Source organism: Vibrio sp. 1562, assembly GCF_033340155.1.
In the GTDB taxonomy this organism is placed as follows: Bacteria; Pseudomonadota; Gammaproteobacteria; order Enterobacterales; family Vibrionaceae; genus Vibrio; species Vibrio alginolyticus.
Genome location: NZ_JAWOVY010000024.1, coordinates 47,423 through 70,189, shown reverse-complemented (window position 1 = coordinate 70,189; position 22,767 = coordinate 47,423). Strand labels below are relative to the sequence as shown.

Annotated in this window: 20 protein-coding genes; 10 read left to right on the top strand and 10 right to left on the bottom strand. The window is 43.7% G+C overall.

Annotation, left to right across the window (positions count from 1 at the left end):
• Nucleotides 1-61 precede the first annotated feature (61 nt).
• The 3 genes from R7Z49_RS19835 to R7Z49_RS19825 form a co-directional block, all read right to left on the bottom strand.
• Entirely contained in the window at nt 62-469 is a 408-nt protein-coding gene (locus tag R7Z49_RS19835; protein ID WP_318111950.1) for a hypothetical protein, read from the bottom strand.
• A 2,597-nt stretch (nt 470-3,066) separates the two neighbouring features.
• Entirely contained in the window at nt 3,067-5,091 is a 2,025-nt protein-coding gene (locus R7Z49_RS19830) for a recombinase family protein (RefSeq protein ID WP_318111949.1), read from the bottom strand.
• Nucleotides 5,075-5,302 (bottom strand): DUF3820 family protein, encoded by a 228-nt coding sequence (locus R7Z49_RS19825; protein WP_029812086.1) that lies wholly within the window; start codon nt 5,300-5,302, stop codon nt 5,075-5,077. The genes R7Z49_RS19830 and R7Z49_RS19825 overlap by 17 nt, the downstream gene beginning before the upstream one ends.
• Nucleotides 5,303-5,445: 143 nt before the next feature.
• Here R7Z49_RS19825 and R7Z49_RS19820 point away from each other — a divergent pair, with 143 nt between their 5' ends.
• Nucleotides 5,446-5,754, top strand: a complete 309-nt coding sequence (locus R7Z49_RS19820) for a cysteine-rich CWC family protein (RefSeq protein ID WP_080276966.1) — start codon at nt 5,446-5,448, stop codon at nt 5,752-5,754.
• A gap of 38 nt (nt 5,755-5,792) precedes the next feature.
• Here R7Z49_RS19820 and R7Z49_RS19815 read toward each other — a convergent pair whose 3' ends face one another.
• The gene (locus R7Z49_RS19815; RefSeq protein ID WP_005375560.1) at nt 5,793-6,137 is read right to left on the bottom strand and encodes a HopJ type III effector protein; all 345 of its coding nucleotides are present in this window, start codon (nt 6,135-6,137) and stop codon (nt 5,793-5,795) included.
• A gap of 199 nt (nt 6,138-6,336) precedes the next feature.
• On the opposite strand from R7Z49_RS19815, the gene R7Z49_RS19810 reads away from it, so the two are divergent.
• Nucleotides 6,337-8,106: a choice-of-anchor I family protein gene (locus R7Z49_RS19810; RefSeq protein ID WP_170893316.1), complete on the top strand. Its 1,770-nt coding sequence runs from the start codon at nt 6,337-6,339 to the stop codon at nt 8,104-8,106.
• Between the two features lie 70 nt (nt 8,107-8,176).
• Here the strand turns inward: R7Z49_RS19810 and R7Z49_RS19805 are convergent, their stop codons facing one another.
• Both R7Z49_RS19805 and phhA read right to left on the bottom strand, forming a co-directional pair.
• On the bottom strand, nt 8,177-8,515 hold the full coding sequence (locus tag R7Z49_RS19805) for a 4a-hydroxytetrahydrobiopterin dehydratase (protein WP_005375563.1): 339 nt from the start codon (nt 8,513-8,515) through the stop codon (nt 8,177-8,179).
• The gene (gene phhA / locus R7Z49_RS19800) at nt 8,505-9,299 is read right to left on the bottom strand and encodes a phenylalanine 4-monooxygenase (RefSeq protein WP_318111948.1); all 795 of its coding nucleotides are present in this window, start codon (nt 9,297-9,299) and stop codon (nt 8,505-8,507) included. Before phhA ends, R7Z49_RS19805 begins: the two co-directional genes overlap by 11 nt.
• A 222-nt stretch (nt 9,300-9,521) precedes the next feature.
• Between phhA and R7Z49_RS19795 the strand changes: the two genes are divergently transcribed.
• On the top strand, nt 9,522-11,489 hold the full coding sequence (locus R7Z49_RS19795; RefSeq protein ID WP_170893318.1) for an acetoacetate--CoA ligase: 1,968 nt from the start codon (nt 9,522-9,524) through the stop codon (nt 11,487-11,489).
• A 155-nt stretch (nt 11,490-11,644) separates the two neighbouring features.
• Here the strand turns inward: R7Z49_RS19795 and R7Z49_RS19790 are convergent, their stop codons facing one another.
• Nucleotides 11,645-12,220 carry a class I SAM-dependent DNA methyltransferase gene (locus R7Z49_RS19790; protein ID WP_017821100.1) on the bottom strand — a complete coding sequence of 192 codons (576 nt, stop codon included), beginning with the start codon at nt 12,218-12,220 and terminating at the stop codon, nt 11,645-11,647.
• 171 nt (nt 12,221-12,391) lie between these two features.
• On the opposite strand from R7Z49_RS19790, the gene R7Z49_RS19785 reads away from it, so the two are divergent.
• Nucleotides 12,392-13,270 carry a LysR family transcriptional regulator gene (locus R7Z49_RS19785; protein ID WP_115386719.1) on the top strand — a complete coding sequence of 293 codons (879 nt, stop codon included), beginning with the start codon at nt 12,392-12,394 and terminating at the stop codon, nt 13,268-13,270.
• A 176-nt stretch (nt 13,271-13,446) separates the two neighbouring features.
• Nucleotides 13,447-14,340 (top strand): cation diffusion facilitator family transporter, encoded by an 894-nt coding sequence (locus R7Z49_RS19780; RefSeq protein WP_053303754.1) that lies wholly within the window; start codon nt 13,447-13,449, stop codon nt 14,338-14,340.
• A gap of 151 nt (nt 14,341-14,491) precedes the next feature.
• On the opposite strand, the gene yddG is transcribed toward R7Z49_RS19780, so the two are convergent.
• Nucleotides 14,492-15,394, bottom strand: a complete 903-nt coding sequence (gene yddG / locus R7Z49_RS19775) for an aromatic amino acid DMT transporter YddG (RefSeq protein ID WP_042521459.1) — start codon at nt 15,392-15,394, stop codon at nt 14,492-14,494.
• A 120-nt stretch (nt 15,395-15,514) separates the two neighbouring features.
• Here yddG and R7Z49_RS19770 point away from each other — a divergent pair, with 120 nt between their 5' ends.
• The 5 genes from R7Z49_RS19770 to R7Z49_RS19750 all read left to right on the top strand — a co-directional run bounded on the left by R7Z49_RS19770 (nt 15,515) and on the right by R7Z49_RS19750 (nt 19,792).
• The gene (locus R7Z49_RS19770; RefSeq protein WP_017634379.1) at nt 15,515-15,664 is read left to right on the top strand and encodes a hypothetical protein; all 150 of its coding nucleotides are present in this window, start codon (nt 15,515-15,517) and stop codon (nt 15,662-15,664) included.
• A 12-nt stretch (nt 15,665-15,676) separates the two neighbouring features.
• Nucleotides 15,677-16,327, top strand: a complete 651-nt coding sequence (elbB, locus tag R7Z49_RS19765) for an isoprenoid biosynthesis glyoxalase ElbB (protein WP_170893319.1) — start codon at nt 15,677-15,679, stop codon at nt 16,325-16,327.
• Between the two features lie 333 nt (nt 16,328-16,660).
• On the top strand, nt 16,661-17,809 hold the full coding sequence (yiaY, locus tag R7Z49_RS19760) for an L-threonine dehydrogenase (protein WP_318111947.1): 1,149 nt from the start codon (nt 16,661-16,663) through the stop codon (nt 17,807-17,809).
• A 149-nt stretch (nt 17,810-17,958) separates the two neighbouring features.
• Nucleotides 17,959-19,035 (top strand): PQQ-dependent sugar dehydrogenase, encoded by a 1,077-nt coding sequence (locus R7Z49_RS19755; protein ID WP_318111946.1) that lies wholly within the window; start codon nt 17,959-17,961, stop codon nt 19,033-19,035.
• Between the two features lie 142 nt (nt 19,036-19,177).
• Nucleotides 19,178-19,792 (top strand): HAD family hydrolase, encoded by a 615-nt coding sequence (locus tag R7Z49_RS19750; protein ID WP_186585191.1) that lies wholly within the window; start codon nt 19,178-19,180, stop codon nt 19,790-19,792.
• Nucleotides 19,793-19,900: 108 nt separating this feature from the next.
• Here R7Z49_RS19750 and R7Z49_RS19745 read toward each other — a convergent pair whose 3' ends face one another.
• Together R7Z49_RS19745 and R7Z49_RS19740 are read right to left on the bottom strand one after the other, a co-directional pair.
• Entirely contained in the window at nt 19,901-20,380 is a 480-nt protein-coding gene (locus R7Z49_RS19745) for a Dps family protein (protein ID WP_005388254.1), read from the bottom strand.
• A 299-nt stretch (nt 20,381-20,679) separates the two neighbouring features.
• Nucleotides 20,680-22,680, bottom strand: coding sequence for a methyl-accepting chemotaxis protein (locus tag R7Z49_RS19740; protein WP_053303759.1), 2,001 nt, complete (start codon nt 22,678-22,680; stop codon nt 20,680-20,682).
• Nucleotides 22,681-22,767 lie beyond the last annotated feature (87 nt).

The window sequence follows — 22,767 nt, the reverse complement described above, 5'->3', positions numbered from 1 at the left end:
TGAAACTCAGTATATTGTTTAATAATTATTCAATTTCGGACGACTTGGTTTTCTGTCCGAATTACGCAACAAAGCCGATTTGTTTTAGTAATGATCTGTACTCAGCCTTCCCGTCAGTAAGGCGGCGAACAGGAGTTTCTACAATACTCTCCAACTCCAAATCGTCAAAAAATGAACCATATCGTCGTGATAAAGCAGAGACCGCTTCACTTCCCTCAAACTGGATGAGAGCACCCTGCTCATTAACTAGATAAATACGTCGATTAGTACTCGAATAAAATGATCCATTAAGCTGACTTTGAAGGGCACGACAATCAATAGGAATATCTAACCAATCGACAGATTCAGGCGAGGTAACACCTAGAAGTTTATTGATTTTGAATTTAATTTCACTCGCAAGTTTGAGAGATTGCGCATCTACCTTATCTATCGAGCTTTCAATAGATACAACATTATTAAGCATTTCCATGACCATCACCAACTCTATTTAGAGACTTACTCATCAACTCATCAATCGCATCCCTAATTAATCTCGAAGCGTTAGGTTGTGTTTTTAGCCAATTTTTTTGAGTAGTGGTTATTCTGACTTTTATGAGTTCAGTTAGTTGGTGTTGGGGTGCGGGATTACCGCCAAAAGAGGTATTATTCATTATTATTCGTTTTTTTTTGGATTTATAGATTCACTAACGAGAGGTGGTTAGTCCCTCGAATATGGTTAAAATTGAAATCAATTTGTGCCCACAAAAAGAAGGTTAGTAATTTTCTTTCTTTGATGTCAAATGTATATGAAATAAAAATTTAGACAAAAAAATACCCACTCAGGAGCGGGTATCTAAGGTTCAATCTATAATCCCAAGCCAAAAACGAGAGATAGTTGCATATTGTCGAGAACCACCTCAACAACAATCAAAGCAACAATGAAATACTACCAACAAAAATTGGAAAAATAAAATTGAGTGTTTTTTCTCTTGGCGAGGAGGAGGTTACAAAAAATGTAACCGCAAACTCCTATATAATTCACGCATATATAAAACGGGTTACAAAAGTTACGTTGGGTTACAACCGATTATATCGATTTGTAACCGAATAAAATATTAAAAATCAATACTTTAACTAAAAGGGTTACATTTTAGAGCAAAATCCATGACTCTATACATTTACTATTTTTATTACTTTCACTTTTCATTTAATAAGAGTAGGTAGGAAAATGTAACCAAGTGGCTCTAACCCTTGTGCAGTAAGGATTTCATCGGTTACATTTTTTTTCGGAAAAAGTAACCTTTTTATAAGTGTCTGTTTTATATTCTCTTTTCGGTTACAATTTTCACTTAAATGAATGTAACTTTTGTAACCAGTAGGATCTGTTATTGATTATAGAACTAGGATTTTGATGGAAGCGCTTTTGAGTGTACGGAGTCCACTCATAGGGATTTGTACTGTGTTAGTTCCTATCGTCGTAGACTTAGACGATGAGCGATCCTAAAAACACCATAGTTCAGGTGCTAAATGTACCTATCATCACCAGTGTTTAGCGGTTGTGATACCAAAATCACCATAATTCAGGACTGGGTGTCCGACAATCACCAGCCTTAGGCGATGAGCGATCCCAAAATCACCATCGTTCAGGTGCTGGATGTACCTATAATCACCAGTGTATAGCGGTAGCGATCCCAAAATCACCATAGTCAGGTGCTGGATATCCTACAATCACCAGTGTCTAGCGGTTGCTATCCTAAAATCACCATCGTTCAGGTGCTGGATGTACCTATAATCACCAGTGTTTAGCGATAGCGATCCTAAAATCAACATCGTTGAGGTTCTGGATGTGCCTATAATCACCAGTGTTTAGCGGTTGCGATCCCAAAATCACCATAGTTGAGGTGCTAGATGTGCCTATAATCACCAGTGTCTAGCGGTTGCGATCCTAAAATCACCATCGTTCAGGTGCTGGATGTACCTATAATCACCAGTGTTTAGTGATAGCGATCCTAAAATCACCATAGTTCAGGTGCTGGATGTCCGACAATTACCAGCCTTAGGCGATGAGCGATCCCAAAATCACCATAGTTCATGCGCTAGATGTCCTACAATCACCAGCCTTAGGTGGTGAGCGCTCCCAAAATCACCATAGTTGAGGTGCTGGATGTGCCTATAATCACCAGCCTTAGGCAGTGAGCGATCCCAAAATCACCGTAGTTCAGGCACTGGATGTGCCTATAATCACCAATTTTAACGGTAGCGATCCCAGAATCTCCATAGTTCAGGCACTGGATGTACCTATAATCACCAATTTTAACGGTAGCGATCCTAAAATCACCATCGTTCAGGTGCTGGATGTACCTATAATCACCAGTGTATAGCGGTAGCGATCCCAAAATCACCATAGTCAGGTGCTGGATATCCTACAATCACCAGCCTTAGGCGATGAGCGATCCCAAAATCACCATAGTTGAGGTGCTAGATGTGCCTATAATCACCAGTGTCTAGCGGTAGCGATCCTAAAATCACCATCGTTCAGGTGCTGGATGTACCTATAATCACCAGTGTTTAGTGATAGCGATCCTAAAATCACCATAGTTCAGGTGCTGGATGTCCGACAATTACCAGCCTTAGGCGATGAGCGATCCTAAAATCACCATCGTTCAGGTGCTGGATGTACCTATAATCACCAGTGTTTAGTGATAGCGATCCTAAAATCACCATAGTTCAGGGTCTGGATGTCCTATAACCAGCCTTTGGCGATGAGCGATCCTAAAATCACCATAGTTGAGGTGCTGGATGTCCTACAATCACCAGCCTTAGGTGGTGAGCGATCCTAAAAACACCATAGTTCAGGTGCTGGCTCTACTTATAATCACCAGTGTTTAGCGGTTGCGATCCCAAAATCACCATAGTTCAGGTGCTAGATGTACCTATAATCACCAATGTTTAACAGTAGCGCTCCCATAATCGCCATAGTTAACGGGCTGCAATCTCAGAATCTCCAGCGAACTCTCGTCGAAAGAGTCATGGGTATTACATTTAATACTCCGTCGTACCATGCCCTTTAATAGAATAAGAATCTCACTAAGACATCAAAAAATCGCGTGCTAAGTAAAGCTCTTGGTCGAAAAGATTATCTCGCAAGGTATCATAAAAAGCATAACTTTCTACGAAGTTAAACCCTCGGGCTAAATCACGAAACTTCAACAATGGGTAATCATTCGTATACTCCCCTTCCGCCCATAGATGGCTATACATTAAAGAAATATAATTTTGAGACGTTGATTTTTCAGTATGAATACCTCCAAAATCAAACTGCAATGCCTCTGGTTCTAGAAACACGCCCTCATCCAGCGGAACCCAATAGGTTTTCCCACACTCTAAAGTTCGTTGACTCCATTGGTACTGCCCTTTGCTCGGATACAGACACTTCGTTAGGTCTAGTTTGTGAAGTTTCGTCAAAATATCTGACAAAAGCTGATCACCATCTTCTACTTTGATAAGGTTTTTGCTGCAATACATATACACGAATGGCAGATAAAGCCCTTTGCCACCACTTTCAGTCTTTGTGTACTCGTAGGGCAACATCGCAAGCCTTCGCTTTTGACCATTTTTGAAGTGCCAAGTGATATCGACGCAGTTGGCAAACTTAGTCTTGGCATCACTGCAAGGTTCAAACATACGATTCAGAGTAATTGAAGAAATAAAACGATAGAGGTTATTGCGAATTGCCAACCTTTCTGGGTGTAAGTAGTCTTTTCGAACATCATCGGTAAAAATATCAGGTAAGCTTGCTAACTCATCTGCACTTAAAATCACATCAGCGCTGTTAAGGGCATCCAGTCTAGCTTCAAGCTCGTCAATTTTGTTTTCACTATCTCCAATAAGGTCTAAAATCGCGTTCGATCTTTTTGATTTAAAACGAGCTACAAGTTCATCTAGTACTTCTCGTTCTTCTACCAACTCTGTTTCAATTTTTATTTTTTCATTTTCTACAAATGTATTATTAGCCTTATCAGATTCTGCAAGGTAAGCATCCTTACATATTTCCAACGTCAAAAGATCCAGCATGTTTACATTATATACTTCCCTATCATGCTCTCCTTTCATCGCCAAATTACACACGTAGTTAACTCTATTATCACCCTTATCGACGAACACCATCGCCCCGCCGCAAATACCGCACCGAGCAATACCTTTTAGCAATGGTATTTTGCCACTGCTTGTATTCCTTCCTCGTTTTTCGGATTTACACATTTTAAGCTTACGGAATGTGGCTTCATCAATTATGGGAGGATAGTAATTTTCAAAAACATGACTGACACCTTCTATATGAAAGTTTTTTTCCCCAATCAATGAACGATTAGCCCATAACTGACTGATAGCAGTATAATCCCATGTATTCGATTGTTTTACAGTACCCTTTGTTCGTGTTTGCTTGTACTCGAAATTAGCATCAAGGTACTGTTTAATTTTTAAGTCCCCGTAACCCGCAAGTTTCATTTCAACCGCTTTTTTCACACCTTCGGCATTGATATTAAGTGTATTTGTAGGTTGATCTATCCAGAATGGTGAGCGTCCAAGTGCTCCTTGTGGCTTACCTGTATCTTTCCAACGCTTTAAAGCGATCTTCTGTGCAGCAATTATACGCTTCGATTTAGTTTCAGATTCCTCATTTGCTCTCTGCATCGTAATTAACGAACCAATAAGATCTGCGGTCTGATTTTGGCTCTCTGAATCAAACATTTTGCAATCAATATGTGTATAAACACGTACGCCACGATTAATAATGCTAAGAAATTGCTCCATAGCAACGTTAACCGTTTCTCTTGAGAGGCGGTCTAGGGAGAAGACAACAAGGATACTGCCAGACGCTATTTCACCACTTTCAATTCGAGATAAAACAACTCCAAATGCACCATCCTTGTGTTTACCATGATATGCACTTAACCCCTGATCGACGAAATTCTCATCATGAATAGGAAGGTTATGCTCTTGCGACAGGTTTTCGAGGACGCTCCTCTGCTGCTGGGTTTCTAATCCCACACCTTTTGTTTGTTTAGTGGTGCTGACACGAGCGTAATTATAGATTTTAGGGGTAGTTCTCATACTTAAGGGGCTTCACTACAGAATCTAAGCCCTCAACCTTGAGAGCTAAACATAGCTGCATTAAATCACCCAACTCTCCCGAAGGAAACTGTTTTTTATTGGCAAACCACAGTAAGTATTCTTCAGGCAGGTCGATTAACACTCGCCCTGCATATTTCCCAAATGGCATTTGCATTCTAGCGAGTTTAATGAGGTTTTCTTTTTCTAACATAAGTGACAGAGAGTTAAGGTAACTCGTGCAAGGGTAACACTGGTTCTCCCTCCTCACCAGCAAATCGCAGTCACGTTTATTTTGGCGGCCTTGACTCGCTTTGTGCTAGAGTACGCGGCATAAAAAATGAGAACGAGAAAGCAATGAAGTCACCTTGTCGAGCAGCATGTAAAAATAACGCCGGAATATGCTCTGGTTGTCACCGGACGATGGATGAAATCATCCAATGGAAAGACAAAACCGATCTCCAACGAGATGCGATTATCGAACAAATCGCAGGAGAAGATTCAACGCACAGTTGTCCTGAGTGCGGGACTCAAGCCCATTGTGATATCGCCGCAGGCAAAGAGACATGCTGGTGCTTTACTATTGAAACCCGTGATTTACCCAAGCCAAGCGCCAACCAGCTGTGTTTGTGCCGAAAATGTCTAGAAAAAAAGCCAGTCGCGTAATACGACTGGCTTACTGATCATCGTTTTCTGACTGGTGTTTATTTAGCGGTTAAAGCGGACGCTTCAAACTTAATGCCTTCCCACCCTGTCACCATAAAATTACGAATATTCTGGTGATCGCTGTTCTCTGGATGCTGCAATACATCTTCACGATAAAAACGGCCAAAGCAGGCTAGCGTCGCTTCTTTGTCTAGGTTGTTTAGCAAACCGAAAGCGAAGATCTTACACGAACCGTTGTTCTCGCCTGCATTGTTTTGTGTCTCACCATTTACAAAAGCGGTTGGCTCAAACGTATAGTTATCTTCGATCACCGCCATCGTTGCTTCAAATTCGACCTGCTCTGGTGACGCTGCCAATAAATCTAAAAACGATTTTAATTCCATTATTCCTCTATCCCTACTTCATCATATTGATGACACATTAGTTTCATAAAAAGCCAATATAAGAGTCATCAATCATACATATATTCAGAGCCTTACCAAATCAAACGTCATTCAGCGCTCTATCATTCCAGTTGCGGAAATGGACAGCAGCATAAAACCCATGCTGATTGACAACCTATCGGATTGATAAGGAGATATCATGATCACCCCTTTAAAGGCAATCGGTGCACTCGCATTGTCATCACTTGCCATCGCGTGTTCATCACAACCCGAAGATACCGTGGCTTCATTCGCTACACAATGCAAACCTACCACTGCACCCGTTACTGGGGAAACGTCAATTCAAGGTTTAACTTTTATCGGAGCATCCGTTGCTGATGCACCATTCGACACATCGGCAGCTGAAATCGTCAGTTATGACGCCTGTACAGATAAGCTCTATGTGGTTAATGCTCAAGCAAAACGTGTCGATGTAATGTCTATGGATGACAACGGCGTACCAACGCAAAGCGCATTCATTGATCTCAACAGCGCTGGCGAAGCAGCGGGCATTGAAATTGGCGCAGCAAACAGTGTCGCTGTATTCAATGGTTTGGTAGCAGTTGCGATTGAAAACAGTAATAAACAAGCGAATGGTATTGTTGGCTTGTACCGCTCCGACGATTTGTCATTAGTCATGACGTTTCCAACAGGCGCATTGCCAGACATGGTTGGCTTCTCGAAAGATGGCCGATACATCGCAACCGCTAATGAAGGAGAACCAAACAGCGATTACAGCATTGACCCTGAAGGTAGTATCACTTTGATCGATCTGAGCCTTGGTGTTGCTCAAGCAGAAGTGTCACAAATTGGCTTTAACGAATTTGATGATTCACGAAAAGCAGAGCTTCCAAAGAATGTGCGTATTTCGGGGGTAAACGCCACCATCGCACAAGATCTAGAGCCGGAATACCTCACTTTTGCAGATAACGGCAAAATCTATGTCGCGCTACAAGAAAATAACGCCATGGCAATCGTCAATCCAGAGAGCAAATCAGTAGAGCGAATTGTTGGCTTGGGTGAGAAGTCTTGGTCGGGCGCTAAACTCGATGCATCCAACAAAGACAAAATCATTGGGAACTTGAAAAGCTACCCACAACTGGTTGGCTTATTTATGCCTGACACCATCGACAGCTACTCAGTGAATGGGAGTACTTACATCGTATCTGCAAATGAAGGCGACGGGCGTGAGTACGGATTCAAAACCACTCAAGAACTGTGCGACAAAGCTGGCTTTATGTGGGATGAAGACGATTACCTCGGTACAGATGAATATACATCTGAGCAAGGAACCTGTTTAAGCCATATTGATGAAGTGCGCGGTAAGAAGCTGAAAGTGGCAGCAGAACACCCATTGGCAGAGGCACTAAAAGACAACAAACAACTCGCGCGTTTAAAAGTGATTAAGCCGGAACAAACGCTTTCTGCACAAGAGAATGTTCAATCATTTGGCGCGCGTTCATTCTCGATTTGGGATGAAAACGGCAAGTTGGTCTTCGATAGTGGTGACGATTTCGCGACTATCGCGCTGCTGAATGAAGGCAAGAACTTCAACAGCACCAACGATAACAATAATAGTGGGGATGACCGAAGTGATGATAAAGGTATTGAGCCAGAGGCGATTGAAGTAGCACAAATTAACGGTCGTCATTACGCGTTTATCGGCTTGGAGCGTCAAGGCGGTATCATGATTTATGACATCACAGACCCGAAACAAGCGCAGTTTATGCATTACGTAAACCGCCGTGATTACAATCAGCCAGTATGTACAGAAGTCGAAGATGGCGAATGCATGAACGACACATACAATCCAAAAGCAGGCGATTTAGGTCCAGAGTCCATTAATTACTTTACCCGTAACGGTGGTCATTTTATCGTCGTTGGCAATGAGGTATCGGGCACGACATCCGTCTTCCGAATCAATCTATAAAGTAATGTAAAAGTCATTTAGAAACAAAACGCCCGACGTAAGCCGGGCGTTTTTTGTATGAGGTAATGTCCTACTCTGCCGATGCTAGCGCGTCACACTTTGATGCGCAGATAAAATCGTTTTTATGCAGACCTTTGATAGAGTGACTCCACCACGTTACGGTGACCTTACCCCATTCCAACAAAATAGAAGGATGGTGGAACTCATCTTCTGCCAGTTCCGCGATTTTGTTACTGAAAGCCCATGCTTGTTTGAAGTTCTTAAATTTATACACCTTTTCTAGTTGAGGTATGTCTTCTCTTTCAATGATCTGCCAATCAGACAATTGCAGCAGCAGAGATTGTTGTTCTTCTTTGCTTAGTGCAATGGCATCGATACTACAAGCTTCGCATTTTTGTTCATTCAACATGAGCAGGTTCCTTTGGTTCAAAAAGTGGAGGAAGCAGTCCAGCTTCAATCGCTAGATCGGCTTGTTTCAATAAATTTAACTGACTGATTTTAAAAAGTTGAGAAAAGTCGTCAATCACGTAGTACTTCGGTTGCATGATGTCGATACGATAAGGCGTTCTCAGCACAGTTTGTAATTCAAATGGGTCGCGAATTGCTGCATCATTCTCTAATGCGTAGAGGGTTTCGCCAGGAGATGAAAGAATACCACCACCGTAAATTTTGGTTTTGTCCCCTTCTTTCACCAAGCCAAACTCTACGGTAAACCAGTAGAGGCGAGCGAGATAGGCTCTTTGTTTTGGGGTAGCGGCTTGCCCTAGTTGACCATAATGCTCGGTAAATGCAGCAAAGTCTGGGTTGGTTAACATCGCGCAATGACCAAATATTTCGTGGAAGAAATCTGGCTCCTGTAAGTAATCGAACTCATCTCTTGTACGCAAGAATGTGGCGACTGGAAAGCGCTTATTACCGAGTAGATTAAAAAATCGGTCGAAATCAATAAGCGCGGGAACGGGCTCCACTTGCCAACCTGTTGTATCCATCAAGACACGATTAATTTCTGGCAACTGAGGAACGCGGTCTTGAGGTAAATCAAGCAGCGTCAAACCGTGTAAATAAGCCTCACAAGCTCTGTTTTGGATCACACCCATTTGTCGTGTTACCAAATCTCGCCAAATGGCGTCTTCTTCACGGCTCCATTCAACCCTGCCTTCCTGGTTTACGGGTTTAGAAAGATACTGGGTCATGGCTCATCTCCATTAACAAATCCTTTACATTAAGCCTATCTGTAGTCTTAAGAGCTTCCAATCCCTGCGCGATTTTCTCAGCATTATCCTGATGTAACATATTGTTTACAACCCATCGTAACTGCATGATTTTTATGACACGATATAATATCTGGCTTGTTTGACTTTATCGTGTATTCCTCTCACACTAAAACCTGTTATCACTTTGTTATAGAGGGACCTATGCGCGAGAGCAGCAAAGTATGGCAACCGAGCGACAGTCGTATCGAAGAAGCCAACATTACACAGTTTATTGAACACATTAATCGACAAGGAAATACCCTTGAAAGCTTCGCTGATCTGCATCAATGGTCACTCGATCATGTAGAAAAATTTTGGCAGGAAGTTTGGCTATTCTGCGACGTCATTGGCACTCCGGGAGAGACCATAAAAGAGCGATCAGAAAGTCGCTGGCAGCAGCCTGTTGAAAATAGGGATATAAAATGGTTCCCAAACGCGCAAATTAACTACGCCGAAAATTTGCTAACCTACGCGTGTCACCAACCCGATGATCTCGCGATTTGGTTTGAAAATGAACGTGAAGAAAAACAGACCTACACCTGGAAACAATTGTGCGAAGAAGTTTCGAGTGTGCAGCAATGGTTGAAAGAATGTGGAATTAAGCAAGGTGATGTCGTCGCTGGTTATTTACCTCACCTACCTCAAACGGTGATAGCTATGCTAGCAACCACCAGTTTAGGGGCGACCTGGACTTCCACCTCACCTGATTTTGGCGTCGAAAGCGTTTTGGAGCGCTTTGGTCAAGTGAAACCCAAAATCCTGTTTACTTGTGATGGCTATACATTCAATGGCAAAACTTTCGATATGTCTGAGAAAAACCAGCATATTGCGGATCATCTTGATGGTCTTAAACAAGTTTGCCAAATTAGCTACCTTAAACCACACATTTTTGAATGCGATGTCTGCACCCAAGATTGGCAAAACGTCCTGAATCAATACACACCCGAAGCGCTGACTTTTACTCGTGTGAATTTTAACGATCCGCTATTTGTGCTTTATTCTTCAGGCACAACAGGCAAACCGAAATGCATCGTTCATTCCGTCGGCGGAACGGTGCTTAATCACTTGAAAGAGCATCAACTGCATTGCGATATTCAACCGAACGAACGCGTGTTTTATTACACGACCTGCGGTTGGATGATGTGGAACTGGCACGTTTCTTCACTCGCGAGCGGTGCATGTTTGGTGATTTTTGATGGTAGCCCTGTTTACCCCACTCATGATGTGCTCTGGGACCTCGCAGAACGAGCCGAAGTGACGCTGTTTGGAACCTCAGCAAAATACCTAGAGGCGCTGGAAAAAGCATCTTTTTCTCCGCAGAAAAGTGATGCATTTCCAAGTCTGAAAACCATTTGCTCAACGGGCTCTGTTCTGTATCCAGAACAGTTTGATTATGTCTATCAGCACATTAAAGAAGATGTACACCTCGCCTCGATTTCTGGCGGAACAGACATTTGTGGCTGCTTTGTATTAGGCAACCCTATTTCTCCCGTTTATCGGGGAGAGTGCCAATCAGCAGGGTTAGGGGTCGATGTCCGAGTCTTTAACCAACAAGGTAATAGCGTAATGGGAGAGCGCGGCGAGTTGGTTTGTGCCAATTCATTACCCAACTTCCCTGCTGGCTTTTGGAACGACACCGGTGAGAGATATCATCGCGCTTATTGGGATAAATTCGACAATATTTGGCACCACGGCGATGATGTTGAACAGACCAGCGTTGGGGGATACGTGTTTTATGGTCGAAGTGATACCACGTTGAATCCCGGTGGCGTAAGAATCGGCACGGCCGAAATCTATCAGCAAGTGAACTGTATAGACGGTATTCTAGATTCGATCGCAGTAGGAAAAGAAGTCGATCGCAACGAACAAATATGGCTGTTTGTCCAATTAGTCAAAGGGGTAGAGCTCAATGACGAGATGATCGCTTCCATCAAAGCACAGCTAAAGTCTGCATGTTCTCCAAGGCATGTACCTAGTGCGATTTACGCAATAAGCGATATACCTAAGACACGCTCAGGAAAGCTGGTCGAGTTAGCCGTTAAGCAAGTCGTTAACAACCGAAACGTCGAAAATTTAGGCGCAATAGCCAACCCTGAAGTGCTGGAGGAGATACGCAGGATAATCGTCTAAAAATAACCTCCGAAGACTTAGTTGTTCGAGTATGTCCTTGCCTGCACCACGACGACTTGTTTAGAGCAAGTAAAGTTACACATACCCTCAGCAGATAAGAAAAAAGCGAGCTTGTTAGCTCGCTTTTGTCAATTTTTGTTCTTTATTCAGCGGTATTAGCGACGGCCAAGCCCCATTAATACCGACATTGTTTTACCATCAGATGTAATGTCAAAAACGTGTTGCGATTCAACTTCAGTAAAACCCGCTTCTTTCAGTGCACGCTCAGACTTCGCAAGGGTAAAACCGTCTTGTTCACATTCTGCAATCCAATCAAAATGAACAAAATAACCGCCGTGGTTAAGTAGAGAATGCGAGATCGTTAATGACGCGTCTAAGTCTTCCACGAACGCTAAAACTGATGATGCAACCACCAAGTCGAACTGTCCACGAAACGCAGGGTGCTGAGCGACCAAGCCGCGAGATAATGCATCTACCACAGGTTCTACATTGACGAGCTCTTTTTTATCGAGTTCCTCAATCATGGCTTCCGATGCGTCTAATGCTACGATGTCTTTAACCATCGGTGACAATCGTTGACTTAACTGCCCTGTTCCGCATCCAAAATCTAGTACTTTAATGCCATCAAGCTGAGTTAGCTGTTGTAACTGCTCAAACACCGACTGCGCAAATTGCTCTGTTGCTGGATTTGATTCCCAGTTTTTTGCTAAGCCGTCCCAATCTTGTGCCATCGTGGCCTCCATGTTCACTTTTTGTAACCCACATAGATTACCGCAAAACCGTTAAAAGACCATAGACTTATCTAGCGGATTCGCGTTTTTTTCGATAATCTTTCATGGCTTTGGGAGCGCATCTGCATAATACCCAAATTATTTGAATTCATTTATTGGTTGTGTCAAATCATGAACTTAACTCAAGTAGAAGCCTTCTGCACCATCGCTGAGTGTGGTTCTGTTTCTGAAGCGGCAAGGCAACTCGACTGCAATCGTACCAAACTCAGTATGTCGATTAAGGCATTAGAGAAAGATCTCGACGTTGAATTGTTTAACCGAACTGGCAACCAGCTCACCCTCTCTGAAGCTGGGAAAGCCATTTACAAAGATTGCGAACACCTACTTATCATCGCACAACGGGTCAGAAAGACCTGCGCTCAAATCTCGGAAGGGTTTAACGCGGAAGTTTGGGTAGCACGTGACGACTCCTTACCTGATGATCTCTGGCAAGAATTATCTCATACATTGAATAACCGCTTTCCTTCAACAACCTTCAACTTAATCTTGGCATCCAGTGGCGACTTAGCCAACTTGGTCAGTACCCACCAAGTAGATTTTGCTTTCGGCGTTGATTATGAGCGAGTAGACGATCCTCGTATCGTATATAACCCATTAGGCAAGATACGTATGATGTCAGTATGCAGTGTAGCACACCGCCTAAGTAAGATGCGCCGTGTCTCAGACGAAGATCTACGTAGTCAAATGCAAGCACTAATGGTGTACCTAAATGAGAAAGACAACCCTGAACTGCAACCTTTCTCGACTCGATATATTGGTTTTTCGAGTTTTGACTACATGCTGAACACCATCTTAGAAGAAGACGCTTGGGGCGTGCTTCCAGAACCATTAATCCGCCATTACCTTCGTCAGCAGAAGCTCGCCGTTATCAAACACACATACGGATTGACGCAAGAAGACTACTGTATGTTTTCACCTAACGGCCATGCTGAGCATCCTGCAATGACGTGGTTAGCAGATAAATTGAGCGAGTATTTATTTGACTTCTAAACATTTTATCAGTGAGCGTCAATTTTACTGACACCAAAAAACCACAGTAAGCCGTTGTTTTATAAGAGCATAAATAAAAGCGCAATTTTTTAGATTAGTTACTGGTCACTTTGTGGTTGCCTAAATTACCTTATGAGCGAAGAATAGTAAGGTATTAAAATTCAAAGGCATCTTTTATGTGTGACAGGACAAGCAAAAACGAAAACCGTATTCTAACCATTTCAGCCCTTTTGGCATCTGGGTTCGCTGCTGGTGGTATGGTACTTGGCTTGCTTGTAGGCTCAATTGTCATCGTTTTTGACGGTGTTTACTCTTTGGTCAGCTTACTGTTAACTTTATTGTCACTGGCCGCTTCTTACTATATTAACAAGCCTTCAAAATCTGTATTCCCATTTGGAAAAGCGGTCTTAGAACCAATCGTTATTGCGATAAAAGCAGCCGTCATTTTAGTGGTTGTAAGCTTCTCTCTCTACTCTGCGATATCAGCATTGATGTCTGGAGGTCGCGAGGTCGATGCTTCTATTGCGACCTTATTCGGCATCGTGAATGTTATCGGTTGTGGTTACGCTTGGTGGTTTATGGCGAAACGCAGCCGCCGCTTCTCATCAGGCTTGATTGAAGCGGAGAAAAAACAGTGGCAAATGGATACTTTGTTGAGTGTGGCGGTGACCGTAGGATTTATCTCGGCTTGGGCTGTTTCACTAACGCCATTCTCTGAGTATGCGGTATATGCCGACCCCATGATGATGGTTTTAATGGGCTTTTACTTCCTCAAAGTACCGTTCGATATGCTAGTAGGTGCCTTACGTGAACTACTAATGATGGCACCAAGCAAAGAGCTGTGTCAGAGCGTTGGCAAAGATGTTCTTGAGATTGAAAAAGTAACTGAGCATCAATTGAAACTGGCTGGCGTAACGAAGGTTGGCCAAGAGCTACGAGTAAATGTGGACGTACATATTGATGACGACACATTGGAGCTTGATACACTAGAGCACACTCGTAAGCAGCTTATCAAGCGACTGTCGAAGCACAGATTCAAGCTTCAACTACACTTGAACGTCGCTTATTAGAGCGCCACCAAAGAGCCGTTAAAACTCAATAAAAAGCTCCCAATCTCGGGAGCTTTTTTAATTTTTTCGATTTAGTTGCTTCGTATTCGAATACAGCTCGCAAGGGAGATCTGTTCGTTGCTCACTTAAATTCTCCGATCTCGTTGGTAACTTACCCAGCCGCTTCGCGCTTCTCTTTAGTGACTAACCAACACATCAGCGAGCCCACCGTTACCATCACAACGCCCTGCCAAAAGCTATGGCTCAGAGTTACGCCAAGAATAATGGAAGAAAATAAAGCGGAAAAAATGGGCGTGAAGTAAGACAAGGTGGCGAGAAAAACCATATTGCCGCCAACGATCGCGATGTTCCATAAACCATAACCACCAGCCATTAAAGCCGCAGAAGCCACTAAGTACCCCATCGCTTCCCAACTGAATGTCATTGGTGGCTCATCCGTAAACGCATATTTGACCCAAAGCGAAACAGCTGTTGCAATGAAAAACAGGGTAATCGCATTATGTTTAGATTGCTGCCTTTGGGTTAAGTTGCAATAAAAAGCCCATATAACCGCGCCAGCGAAAGCCATAAAATACACCAGAGGGTTACTACTAACATTGGACATGATCTGAGTTATGGATAAGCCATTCTCACCGCTCACAGTCCAAGCAACCCCAACAAACGCCAGCGTAACTGCTGGATAAAGCAACCAGTTTGTTTTTTTATTGCTGCCAAGGACCGCAAATAAAACCGTCAGTGCGGGCCAAAGGTAGTTGACAATCGACACCTCAATTGCCTGCGCGCGCGAGTTGGAATATCCCAAAGATAGAGCGAGAAATATTTCATAACAAACGAACATCGCACCACCAAGCACAAGATACTTGGGAGAAAAGTAAGACAACTTTGGAATACCGACCACGATAAGAAGGAAAACAGAGCTAAGAGAGTACAACATGGCTGCCCCGCCTACAGGACCTAAACTCTCCGTAACCAACCTCGCGATGCCAAGCAGACAACTCCAAGAGAGAATCGCGATACAACCATAAAGTGTGAAACGAAATTGCACTGATTTCATGTGACCTACCACTCACGAATGCCAAAGGAAACGTCAGCTTAACTCAAAAATGATCAGGTTCAACGTACTGTTTTATAAAAATCAGTATAAAAATCATTCTATTAAGCCGTTGGAGTTGATATGAAACATTTTCTGCCCTCTAGTGTTATGCTTACACCCTTTGTTGTGCGCTACTATGATGAAGATGACAACGAGAGTGAAAACGTTAAAACACACTCGGAAACGCATGGTCTAGATAGCGAAGAGCAATCTAAGGAACGTTCAGAGTAAAGGAATCCAAACATGAAAAAAGTCGCAGTCATTTTAAGTGGTTCAGGCGTTTACGACGGTTCTGAGATCCACGAAGCAGTGTTGGCGCTCTACGCCATCGAGAAAGCAGGGGCAACTTGGCACTGCTTTGCACCTAACATTGACCAACTCCATGTCATCAATCACCTAACTGGTGACGAAATGGATGAAACCCGTAACGTCTTGATCGAATCAGCTCGTATCGCACGCGGAAACATTGACGATGTTGCCAAACTTAACGTTGATGAATACGATGCCCTACTGCTTCCAGGTGGATTTGGTGCTGCGAAAAACTTAACCGACTTCGCCGTTTCAGGTGCAGAGTGCTCCATTAACACACACGTAGCTCAAGCTTGTCGCGCGTTTGCTAATGCGAAAAAACCAGCTGGCTATCTATGCATCGCACCAACCATTATCCCGATGATTTATGAGCAAGGCGTGAAAGGAACGGTAGGCAACGATGAGGCAGTCTCAATAGCATTTAATCAAATGGGCGGTGAACACACCACGTGCTCTGTCGAAGACATCGTTTTTGATGAAAAACACCTCGTACTTTCAACCCCTGCTTACATGTTGGCAGAAAATATCTCTCAAGCGGCTTCAGGTATCGAAAAGTTAGTATCAAAGCTGATTAAAATAGCTTAATTATTAGTAGTTATCTTATAAAACACTTCTCTATCCCCATTGATAATTAAGTTATTAATGGGGATTTTTTATACTTTAGTCGAATTTAGAGATATATCCGCGTCAGAAGTCAATTTCTGCCAATCGTTTGCGTCCATAGTTTCATATTTGTTCTACTTTATATCAGTGTTGCACTTATACGCAGTGCAACAAGATCACTGTCACAGTTTTTCTCTTGCAAGTACCTCTAAGTAGGTAAACTTGCTTCAGATCAACTTCAATCTGGAAACGAATGTGCGACAGTAAATGGCAAATTAAGAAAGATTATTAAAAATAACGACGGAGCTATCCAATATGACAAGTGCATTTTTTATCCCTACGGTAAACCTAATGGGCGCTGGTTGTTTGAAAGACGCAGCAGACAGCATCCAATCTCAAGGCTTTAAAAAAGGTTTGATCGTTACGGATAAGATCCTTAACCAAATCGGTGTAGTCAAACAAGTTCAAGACCTTCTCACTGAGCGCGATGTAGCAACCGTTGTGTTTGATGGCACTCAACCAAATCCAACTATCAGCAACGTTAACGACGGCTTAGCACTTCTTACTGATAACGAATGTGACTTCGTTGTCTCTCTAGGTGGTGGTTCACCACACGACTGTGCGAAAGGTATCGCGCTTGTTGCTTCTAGCGGCGGCAAAATCGCAGATTACGAAGGCGTAGACCAGTCTGCAAAACCAATGATGCCACTTATCGCAATCAACACGACGGCAGGTACTGCATCTGAAATGACGCGTTTCTGCATCATCACTGACGAAGAGCGTCACATCAAGATGGCTATCGTTGATAAGCACACAACACCGCTTATCTCGGTAAACGATCCAGAGCTAATGCTAGCTAAACCTGCTTCGCTAACTGCGGCAACAGGTATGGATGCCCTAACTCACGCGATTGAAGCTTACGTATCTATCGCAGCAACACCAATCACTGATGCGGTAGCAATTAAAGCGATTGAGCTTATCCAGGCTTATCTACGCACAGCAGTGAAAAACGGTGAAGATCTAGAAGCTCGTGAACAAATGGCATACGCGCAGTTCATGGCGGGTATGGCATTCAACAACGCGTCTCTAGGTTACGTACACGCAATGGCACACCAGCTAGGTGGTTTCTATGACCTTCCACACGGTGTTTGTAACGCGATTCTTCTACCTCACGTACAGCGTTACAACGCGCAAGTATGTCCTGAGCGTCTACGTGACGTAGCAAAAGCAATGGGCGTAAACGTAGAAGGCATGTCTGCTGAAGCAGGTGCAGCGGCAGCAATCGACGCTATCGTTACTCTAGCGAAAGATGTGGGTATCCCAGCAGGTATCAAAGAGCTTGGTGCGAAACTGGAAGACATCCCAACACTAGCAGACAACGCACTGAAAGACGCTTGTGGTTTCACTAACCCTAAACAAGCAACTCACGAAGAAATTTCTAAGATCTTCGAAGAAGCGATGTAATCTCGCTAACTAAACAGTTCTCTAGCCTTAATTCAATCCCCGATCTCGTATCGGGGATTTTTTACATTCATATACAAGTGAATCTCTGCCAAACATAGTCTTTTAGTGTTAGCTTTTAAGTATTAACACGATTCATATTGGAAGGAACCATGAGAACGATTGCTGCTGCCCTACTCACTTGTTTATCCTTTTCTGCCAACGCTGCCGAATACCGCGCGAACGAGGTGGCGAATGGATTTCAGATCCCTTGGGGGATCGAGTTTTTAGATAACCAACGCGTTATCGTCAATGAAAAGAACGGTACGGTTTCGTTGCTGGATATCACATCAGGCAAACCTCAAAAGCTGTTTAACGTCCCCAATGTGAACACCAGTGGACAAGCTGGTTTATTGGATGTTGCACTCGCACCGAATGCCGATACGCAAAACCCGCAACTCTTCTTTACCTACAGCAAGCGCACGAGTAAAGGCAATACGGTGGCGTTAGCGACGGCGCAATTGCAAAACAATCAACTTGTGGGTTGGAACGATCTCTTTGTTGCTGATGCCATCAGCGACACAGGGCGTCACTACGGCAGTCGACTTTCATTTGTAGACGACAAAGTTTATTTCTCAATCGGTGACCGTGGCGAACGTGATAATGGGCAAGACACTCAAACCCATGCTGGCAGTATTCTGCGCCTTAACCTTGATGGTTCGGTTCCGCAAGACAACCCATTCAAACCTTCCCAAGCTCGTCCTGAGATATGGAGTTACGGGCACCGCAACCCACAAGGTATGTTTTACGACGAAGCAACAAAACAGCTGTGGTCTATTGAACATGGACCACGCGGCGGCGATGAAATTAATCTAATCAAGAAAGGCGCGAACTACGGCTGGGCAAAAGTCTCTCATGGTAAAGAATATTGGGGTCCGTTGGACGTCGGTGAAGCTAAGTCGTTACCGGGAATGGAAGATCCCAAGCTGGTATACGTCCCTTCTATCGCACCCAGTAATATGATTTTGTACCGTGGTGATAAATACCCAGAGTTGGACGGAAAAATCCTCGCCGGTGCCTTGAAGCTGGCGCACATCAACGTGGTTTCTATTGAGAATGGCAAGCTCACCGAATCAAAAAGATTGATGGAGAATCTTGGTGAGCGAGTAAGAGATATAACCATCAGCCCCGATGGTTATATCTACTTTTCTACCGACAGCGGCAAAATCTTTCGTCTTGAGGAAAGGTAATCAAACACTAAAATCGTTAAGACTATTTAATTTGTGACGTACTAGTGATTTATTTTCGTACAATCTAAGCAGAAGAATCTAAACTTAACAATAACCTTTTGTTTTTTAAAACGATAGTTCGGTTAAGTTGTACGAGGTCATTATGATTCCATTCCCTTTACAGCTCGATAAAATTAAAGCCGTGGTGTTTGATTTGGACAACACCTTGGTGAGTTCTGATATGAACTTCGGCGAATTGCGACAACAGCTTGGCTGTCCGCAGAGTGAAGATCTATTGGATTTTGTCGACGCACTTGAGCATCCTCATCATCGAGAGCACGCTCATAACGTGATATTTGATTACGAGATTTCTGATGCTGAGCAGTCTGCTCTAATGATTGGCTGCCATGAATTGCTCGCCCACTTGCATCAAAATGAAATCAAAACCGCTATCGTGACGCGCAACTGCCAAATCGCCACTCAGCGCAAACTAGAGCACAACCAAATCTCAGTAGAACGAGTCATCACTCGTGAATGCTTCCCGCCCAAGCCAGACCCTTTGTCTCTGCAGGTATTGGCGAAAGAGTGGCGTTTGATGCCTGATGAAGTGCTTTATGTCGGCGATTACCTTTACGACTTGCAGGCAGCGTATAACGCGCAGATGCCCTCTTGCCTTGTGCACCATGGGAATCAAGAAACCTTCAATGACTCAGCCTCGTTGGCGCTTAATGAACTCAGCGATTTACTGAGCCATTTCCAATCCTTACCACGCAAATAAAGCGCACACATAAAACACGCAAACAAAAAAAGGGGCACCAGCGTGCCCCTTATGACTTATTCCCGATTGTTTCATGCGTTCCCAAGGATTGCTTGGGTGATGCGCTGCTTAGCCTTGTAGGTAAGCGTTAAGCATCCACATTAATTTTTCTTGCTCACGGATGTAGTCACCCATCAATGCCGCTGTACCTTCGTCATCTGCTTCACCCGCGTTTTGTAGAATCTCACGCTGTTTTAGAAGCAGAACGCTAAAGCCTTGAACCAGACCTTGTACACACTCCTCACCAGAAGTAGCGTTTTGATGTTCTTTAATTTCACTTGCTTCCAAGTAGTTGCTGAATGCGTGCGCTGGCGTGTGACCCAAAGTTAGAATACGCTCTGCAAGCTCATCGATTTTTGTTTGTAGATCAGTGTAGATCTCTTCAAATTTTACGTGCAGTTCGAAGAATTGCGCACCTTTAATGTTCCAGTGGTAACCGCGAGAGTTCATGTACAACACTTGGTAATGCGCTAACAGTTGATTGAGCTGTTGAGCTAGTTGTGCTGATTGTTCGCTGTCTAGACCAATTAGGCTTACTTGTTTGTTCATAATCTTGCTCCTAGAAGGATGATACCAATCGTAGTAACGAACGATTCTCTTACCGGGATTGGTATAAAGTTTAAAAATTCTTTTGCAGTATTTGCTGCCGATGGAGTCATATTACGACTCCGGCTCGGCGAAGAGAATTTGGTTTTAGCTATGATTTAAATAGCCAAATCCAATGAGCAAGCAGACGAATATCGGCGTATCATCCAACAAAAAGCCCCAACCCTTTTTGTGTAAAAAGGATTGGGGCTTTTTTACTATTTGGTTAACGTTCAAAAGTCGATGAAAGATGTAAACCTTATCTACGCCGTTTTGAAAGTTGCCATCTGTTGATTCAGCTCAGTAACTTGCTCTTTTACTTGCAATGATGTCTCTGATGCACGTTGGCTGTTATTCGAAACTTCATCCACTGATTGAGTAATACCGGACATCAATCCAGTGATCGAATTGGTCGCATGAGATTGCTGCTCTGCCGCTGCTGCAAGTTCTGCCATTTGCTCATTCAAGGAACCTATTTGCTCAGTAGTAACAAGCAAACGAGTTACCGCTTTTTCAATGTGCTCAGCGCCCTGCTCCGCAAGTGATTGACTGTGTTCAATCTCCTCTACCACCGAATTGGTCGAGCGTTGAATCGCATTGATGATACCGTTGATTTCTGTCGTCGATTGAGTAGTGCGAGTCGCTAACATACGTACTTCATCCGCCACAACCGCAAAGCCTCGTCCTTGGTCACCCGCACGCGCTGCTTCTATCGCGGCATTCAATGCCAGTAAGTTAGTTTGTTCTGCTAAGCCTTCAATCACCTCTGTAACTCGGCCAATGGCTTCGCTCTCTTTGCTTAACTGCGTCACCTGCGTACTCGCGGTTTCAATGCTGCCGTGCAAACTTTCCATAGTGACTTTGTTTTGCTCTAAAGCATCACGACCTTGTTCAATCTCGCCTTTTGAATCAGAAAGCTTCTGCACTGATTGGTTGGCTTGATCTAGGGTGTTACGCGCGGCTAAAGCGATTTCATCCAATTGGCTTCCCATTTCAACAATGCTGGTCTGTTGCTGTTCTACATTCGATGAAGTGACTTGCGCCGATTCCAACAAAGCCCCCATACTGGTATCCACTTGGTGCGCTTTCTCACTCACCCCTGCCACGATGCTCGCTAACGATTGGTTCATGCGGTTAATCGAATCGGTAAGGTCTGCCAATTCATCTTTCCCAACAACAGTTAACGGAGGCTGAGAAACGTCCCCTGAAGCGATCGTCTTTGCACGCTCCGATAAGTTTTTCACTCGGCGACCAATGGTGTTGCCCATGTATTTTGAAATCGCTACTGCGGCAAACAAAACCAATGCCGCGGCAATCAGCATGGTGGTGAGTACGTTTTTGATCGACTGATTAATGCCCTGTCCACTTTGATCTGCACGACTTTGCTGAGCCAATACGATCGTTTCTAAGCTTTGGTCTAGTGCATCCGCTGCTGGCAACAGTTCATTCGCCATTAACAAGTTTGATTCGTTCCACTCTGGCGATTGACGCAATGCAATTACCTGCTCTGCTAAAGGAAAGTACAGTTGCTGCATTTCTTTAAACAGTGACCACAAAGATTGGTCGTTATCAGTAAGTCTGTCGAGTTTGCTATCGATTTCCGCCACAGATTGATTGTGGTATTTAATCAAGTCGTGGTATTTGTCTAGGTGATCTTGCTGCCCGTATAACAGGAAATCTCGCAGTGCAGACAGTGCATTGGCGAGCGAGGTATAGCTGTCGGCATAAACTTTGAACAGACGTTTTCTGTCTCCACCGAATGGGTTTCCTGACTCTTCGTTGATTAAGCTTTGAAGCTGGTCAAGTGCCACTTCTGCAATGGGTGCCGCTTCGTTAATAAAGAGGTTGTGTGCGGGTAAGTTCTCATCACTGTGGCTAAGTTCAATCAGCTTGTTTAGAGAAACTTTTACCGCGTCCCACTGGCTTTGGATCGCTTGAAAATCCTGTTCAGAGATCAACGCCTGCAACGTTGGAAGCGACTCGTCTGTAGATGCCATGATATTACGCACGTCCTCACTCAGACGTGCGCTCGCCTCTTCATCGCCACCTAGCAACATGTAGGCTCGAATCGAGGACAGCGACGCTTGAACGGACTGTTGGATACCGCGACTGGTGTCGACGGTCGGTAAATCGGATTTAAGTAACGAAGAGGCGTATTGCTCTACGGTAGTGACGTTGCGATACGTGAATACCGCTGATGCCATAAAAAGTACGGCTAGCAGCACAAAACTGAGCTGCAACTTCCCTGATATCGTAAGGTTCATCCATAAACTCCTGACAACGATGAGCCTTAAATATAACGATGTTTACAAAAATGTTAAATACAGGTGTCAAAAGTTACTAAGAAAACC

Bases quoted from the DNA above. Each gene is read 5' to 3' on its own strand.
- R7Z49_RS19835 (WP_318111950.1), bottom strand. From the start codon at position 469: ATGGAAATGCTTAATAATGTTGTATCTATTGAAAGCTCGATAGATAAG.
- R7Z49_RS19830 (WP_318111949.1), bottom strand. From the start codon at position 5,091: ATGAGAACTACCCCTAAAATCTATAATTACGCTCGTGTCAGCACCACT.
- R7Z49_RS19825 (WP_029812086.1), bottom strand. From the start codon at position 5,302: ATGTTAGAAAAAGAAAACCTCATTAAACTCGCTAGAATGCAAATGCCA.
- R7Z49_RS19820 (WP_080276966.1), top strand. From the start codon at position 5,446: ATGAAGTCACCTTGTCGAGCAGCATGTAAAAATAACGCCGGAATATGC.
- R7Z49_RS19815 (WP_005375560.1), bottom strand. From the start codon at position 6,137: ATGGAATTAAAATCGTTTTTAGATTTATTGGCAGCGTCACCAGAGCAG.
- R7Z49_RS19810 (WP_170893316.1), top strand. From the start codon at position 6,337: ATGATCACCCCTTTAAAGGCAATCGGTGCACTCGCATTGTCATCACTT.
- R7Z49_RS19805 (WP_005375563.1), bottom strand. From the start codon at position 8,515: ATGTTGAATGAACAAAAATGCGAAGCTTGTAGTATCGATGCCATTGCA.
- phhA (WP_318111948.1), bottom strand. From the start codon at position 9,299: ATGACCCAGTATCTTTCTAAACCCGTAAACCAGGAAGGCAGGGTTGAA.
- R7Z49_RS19795 (WP_170893318.1), top strand. From the start codon at position 9,522: ATGCGCGAGAGCAGCAAAGTATGGCAACCGAGCGACAGTCGTATCGAA.
- R7Z49_RS19790 (WP_017821100.1), bottom strand. From the start codon at position 12,220: ATGGCACAAGATTGGGACGGCTTAGCAAAAAACTGGGAATCAAATCCA.
- R7Z49_RS19785 (WP_115386719.1), top strand. From the start codon at position 12,392: ATGAACTTAACTCAAGTAGAAGCCTTCTGCACCATCGCTGAGTGTGGT.
- R7Z49_RS19780 (WP_053303754.1), top strand. From the start codon at position 13,447: ATGTGTGACAGGACAAGCAAAAACGAAAACCGTATTCTAACCATTTCA.
- yddG (WP_042521459.1), bottom strand. From the start codon at position 15,394: ATGAAATCAGTGCAATTTCGTTTCACACTTTATGGTTGTATCGCGATT.
- R7Z49_RS19770 (WP_017634379.1), top strand. From the start codon at position 15,515: ATGAAACATTTTCTGCCCTCTAGTGTTATGCTTACACCCTTTGTTGTG.
- elbB (WP_170893319.1), top strand. From the start codon at position 15,677: ATGAAAAAAGTCGCAGTCATTTTAAGTGGTTCAGGCGTTTACGACGGT.
- yiaY (WP_318111947.1), top strand. From the start codon at position 16,661: ATGACAAGTGCATTTTTTATCCCTACGGTAAACCTAATGGGCGCTGGT.
- R7Z49_RS19755 (WP_318111946.1), top strand. From the start codon at position 17,959: ATGAGAACGATTGCTGCTGCCCTACTCACTTGTTTATCCTTTTCTGCC.
- R7Z49_RS19750 (WP_186585191.1), top strand. From the start codon at position 19,178: ATGATTCCATTCCCTTTACAGCTCGATAAAATTAAAGCCGTGGTGTTT.
- R7Z49_RS19745 (WP_005388254.1), bottom strand. From the start codon at position 20,380: ATGAACAAACAAGTAAGCCTAATTGGTCTAGACAGCGAACAATCAGCA.
- R7Z49_RS19740 (WP_053303759.1), bottom strand. From the start codon at position 22,680: ATGAACCTTACGATATCAGGGAAGTTGCAGCTCAGTTTTGTGCTGCTA.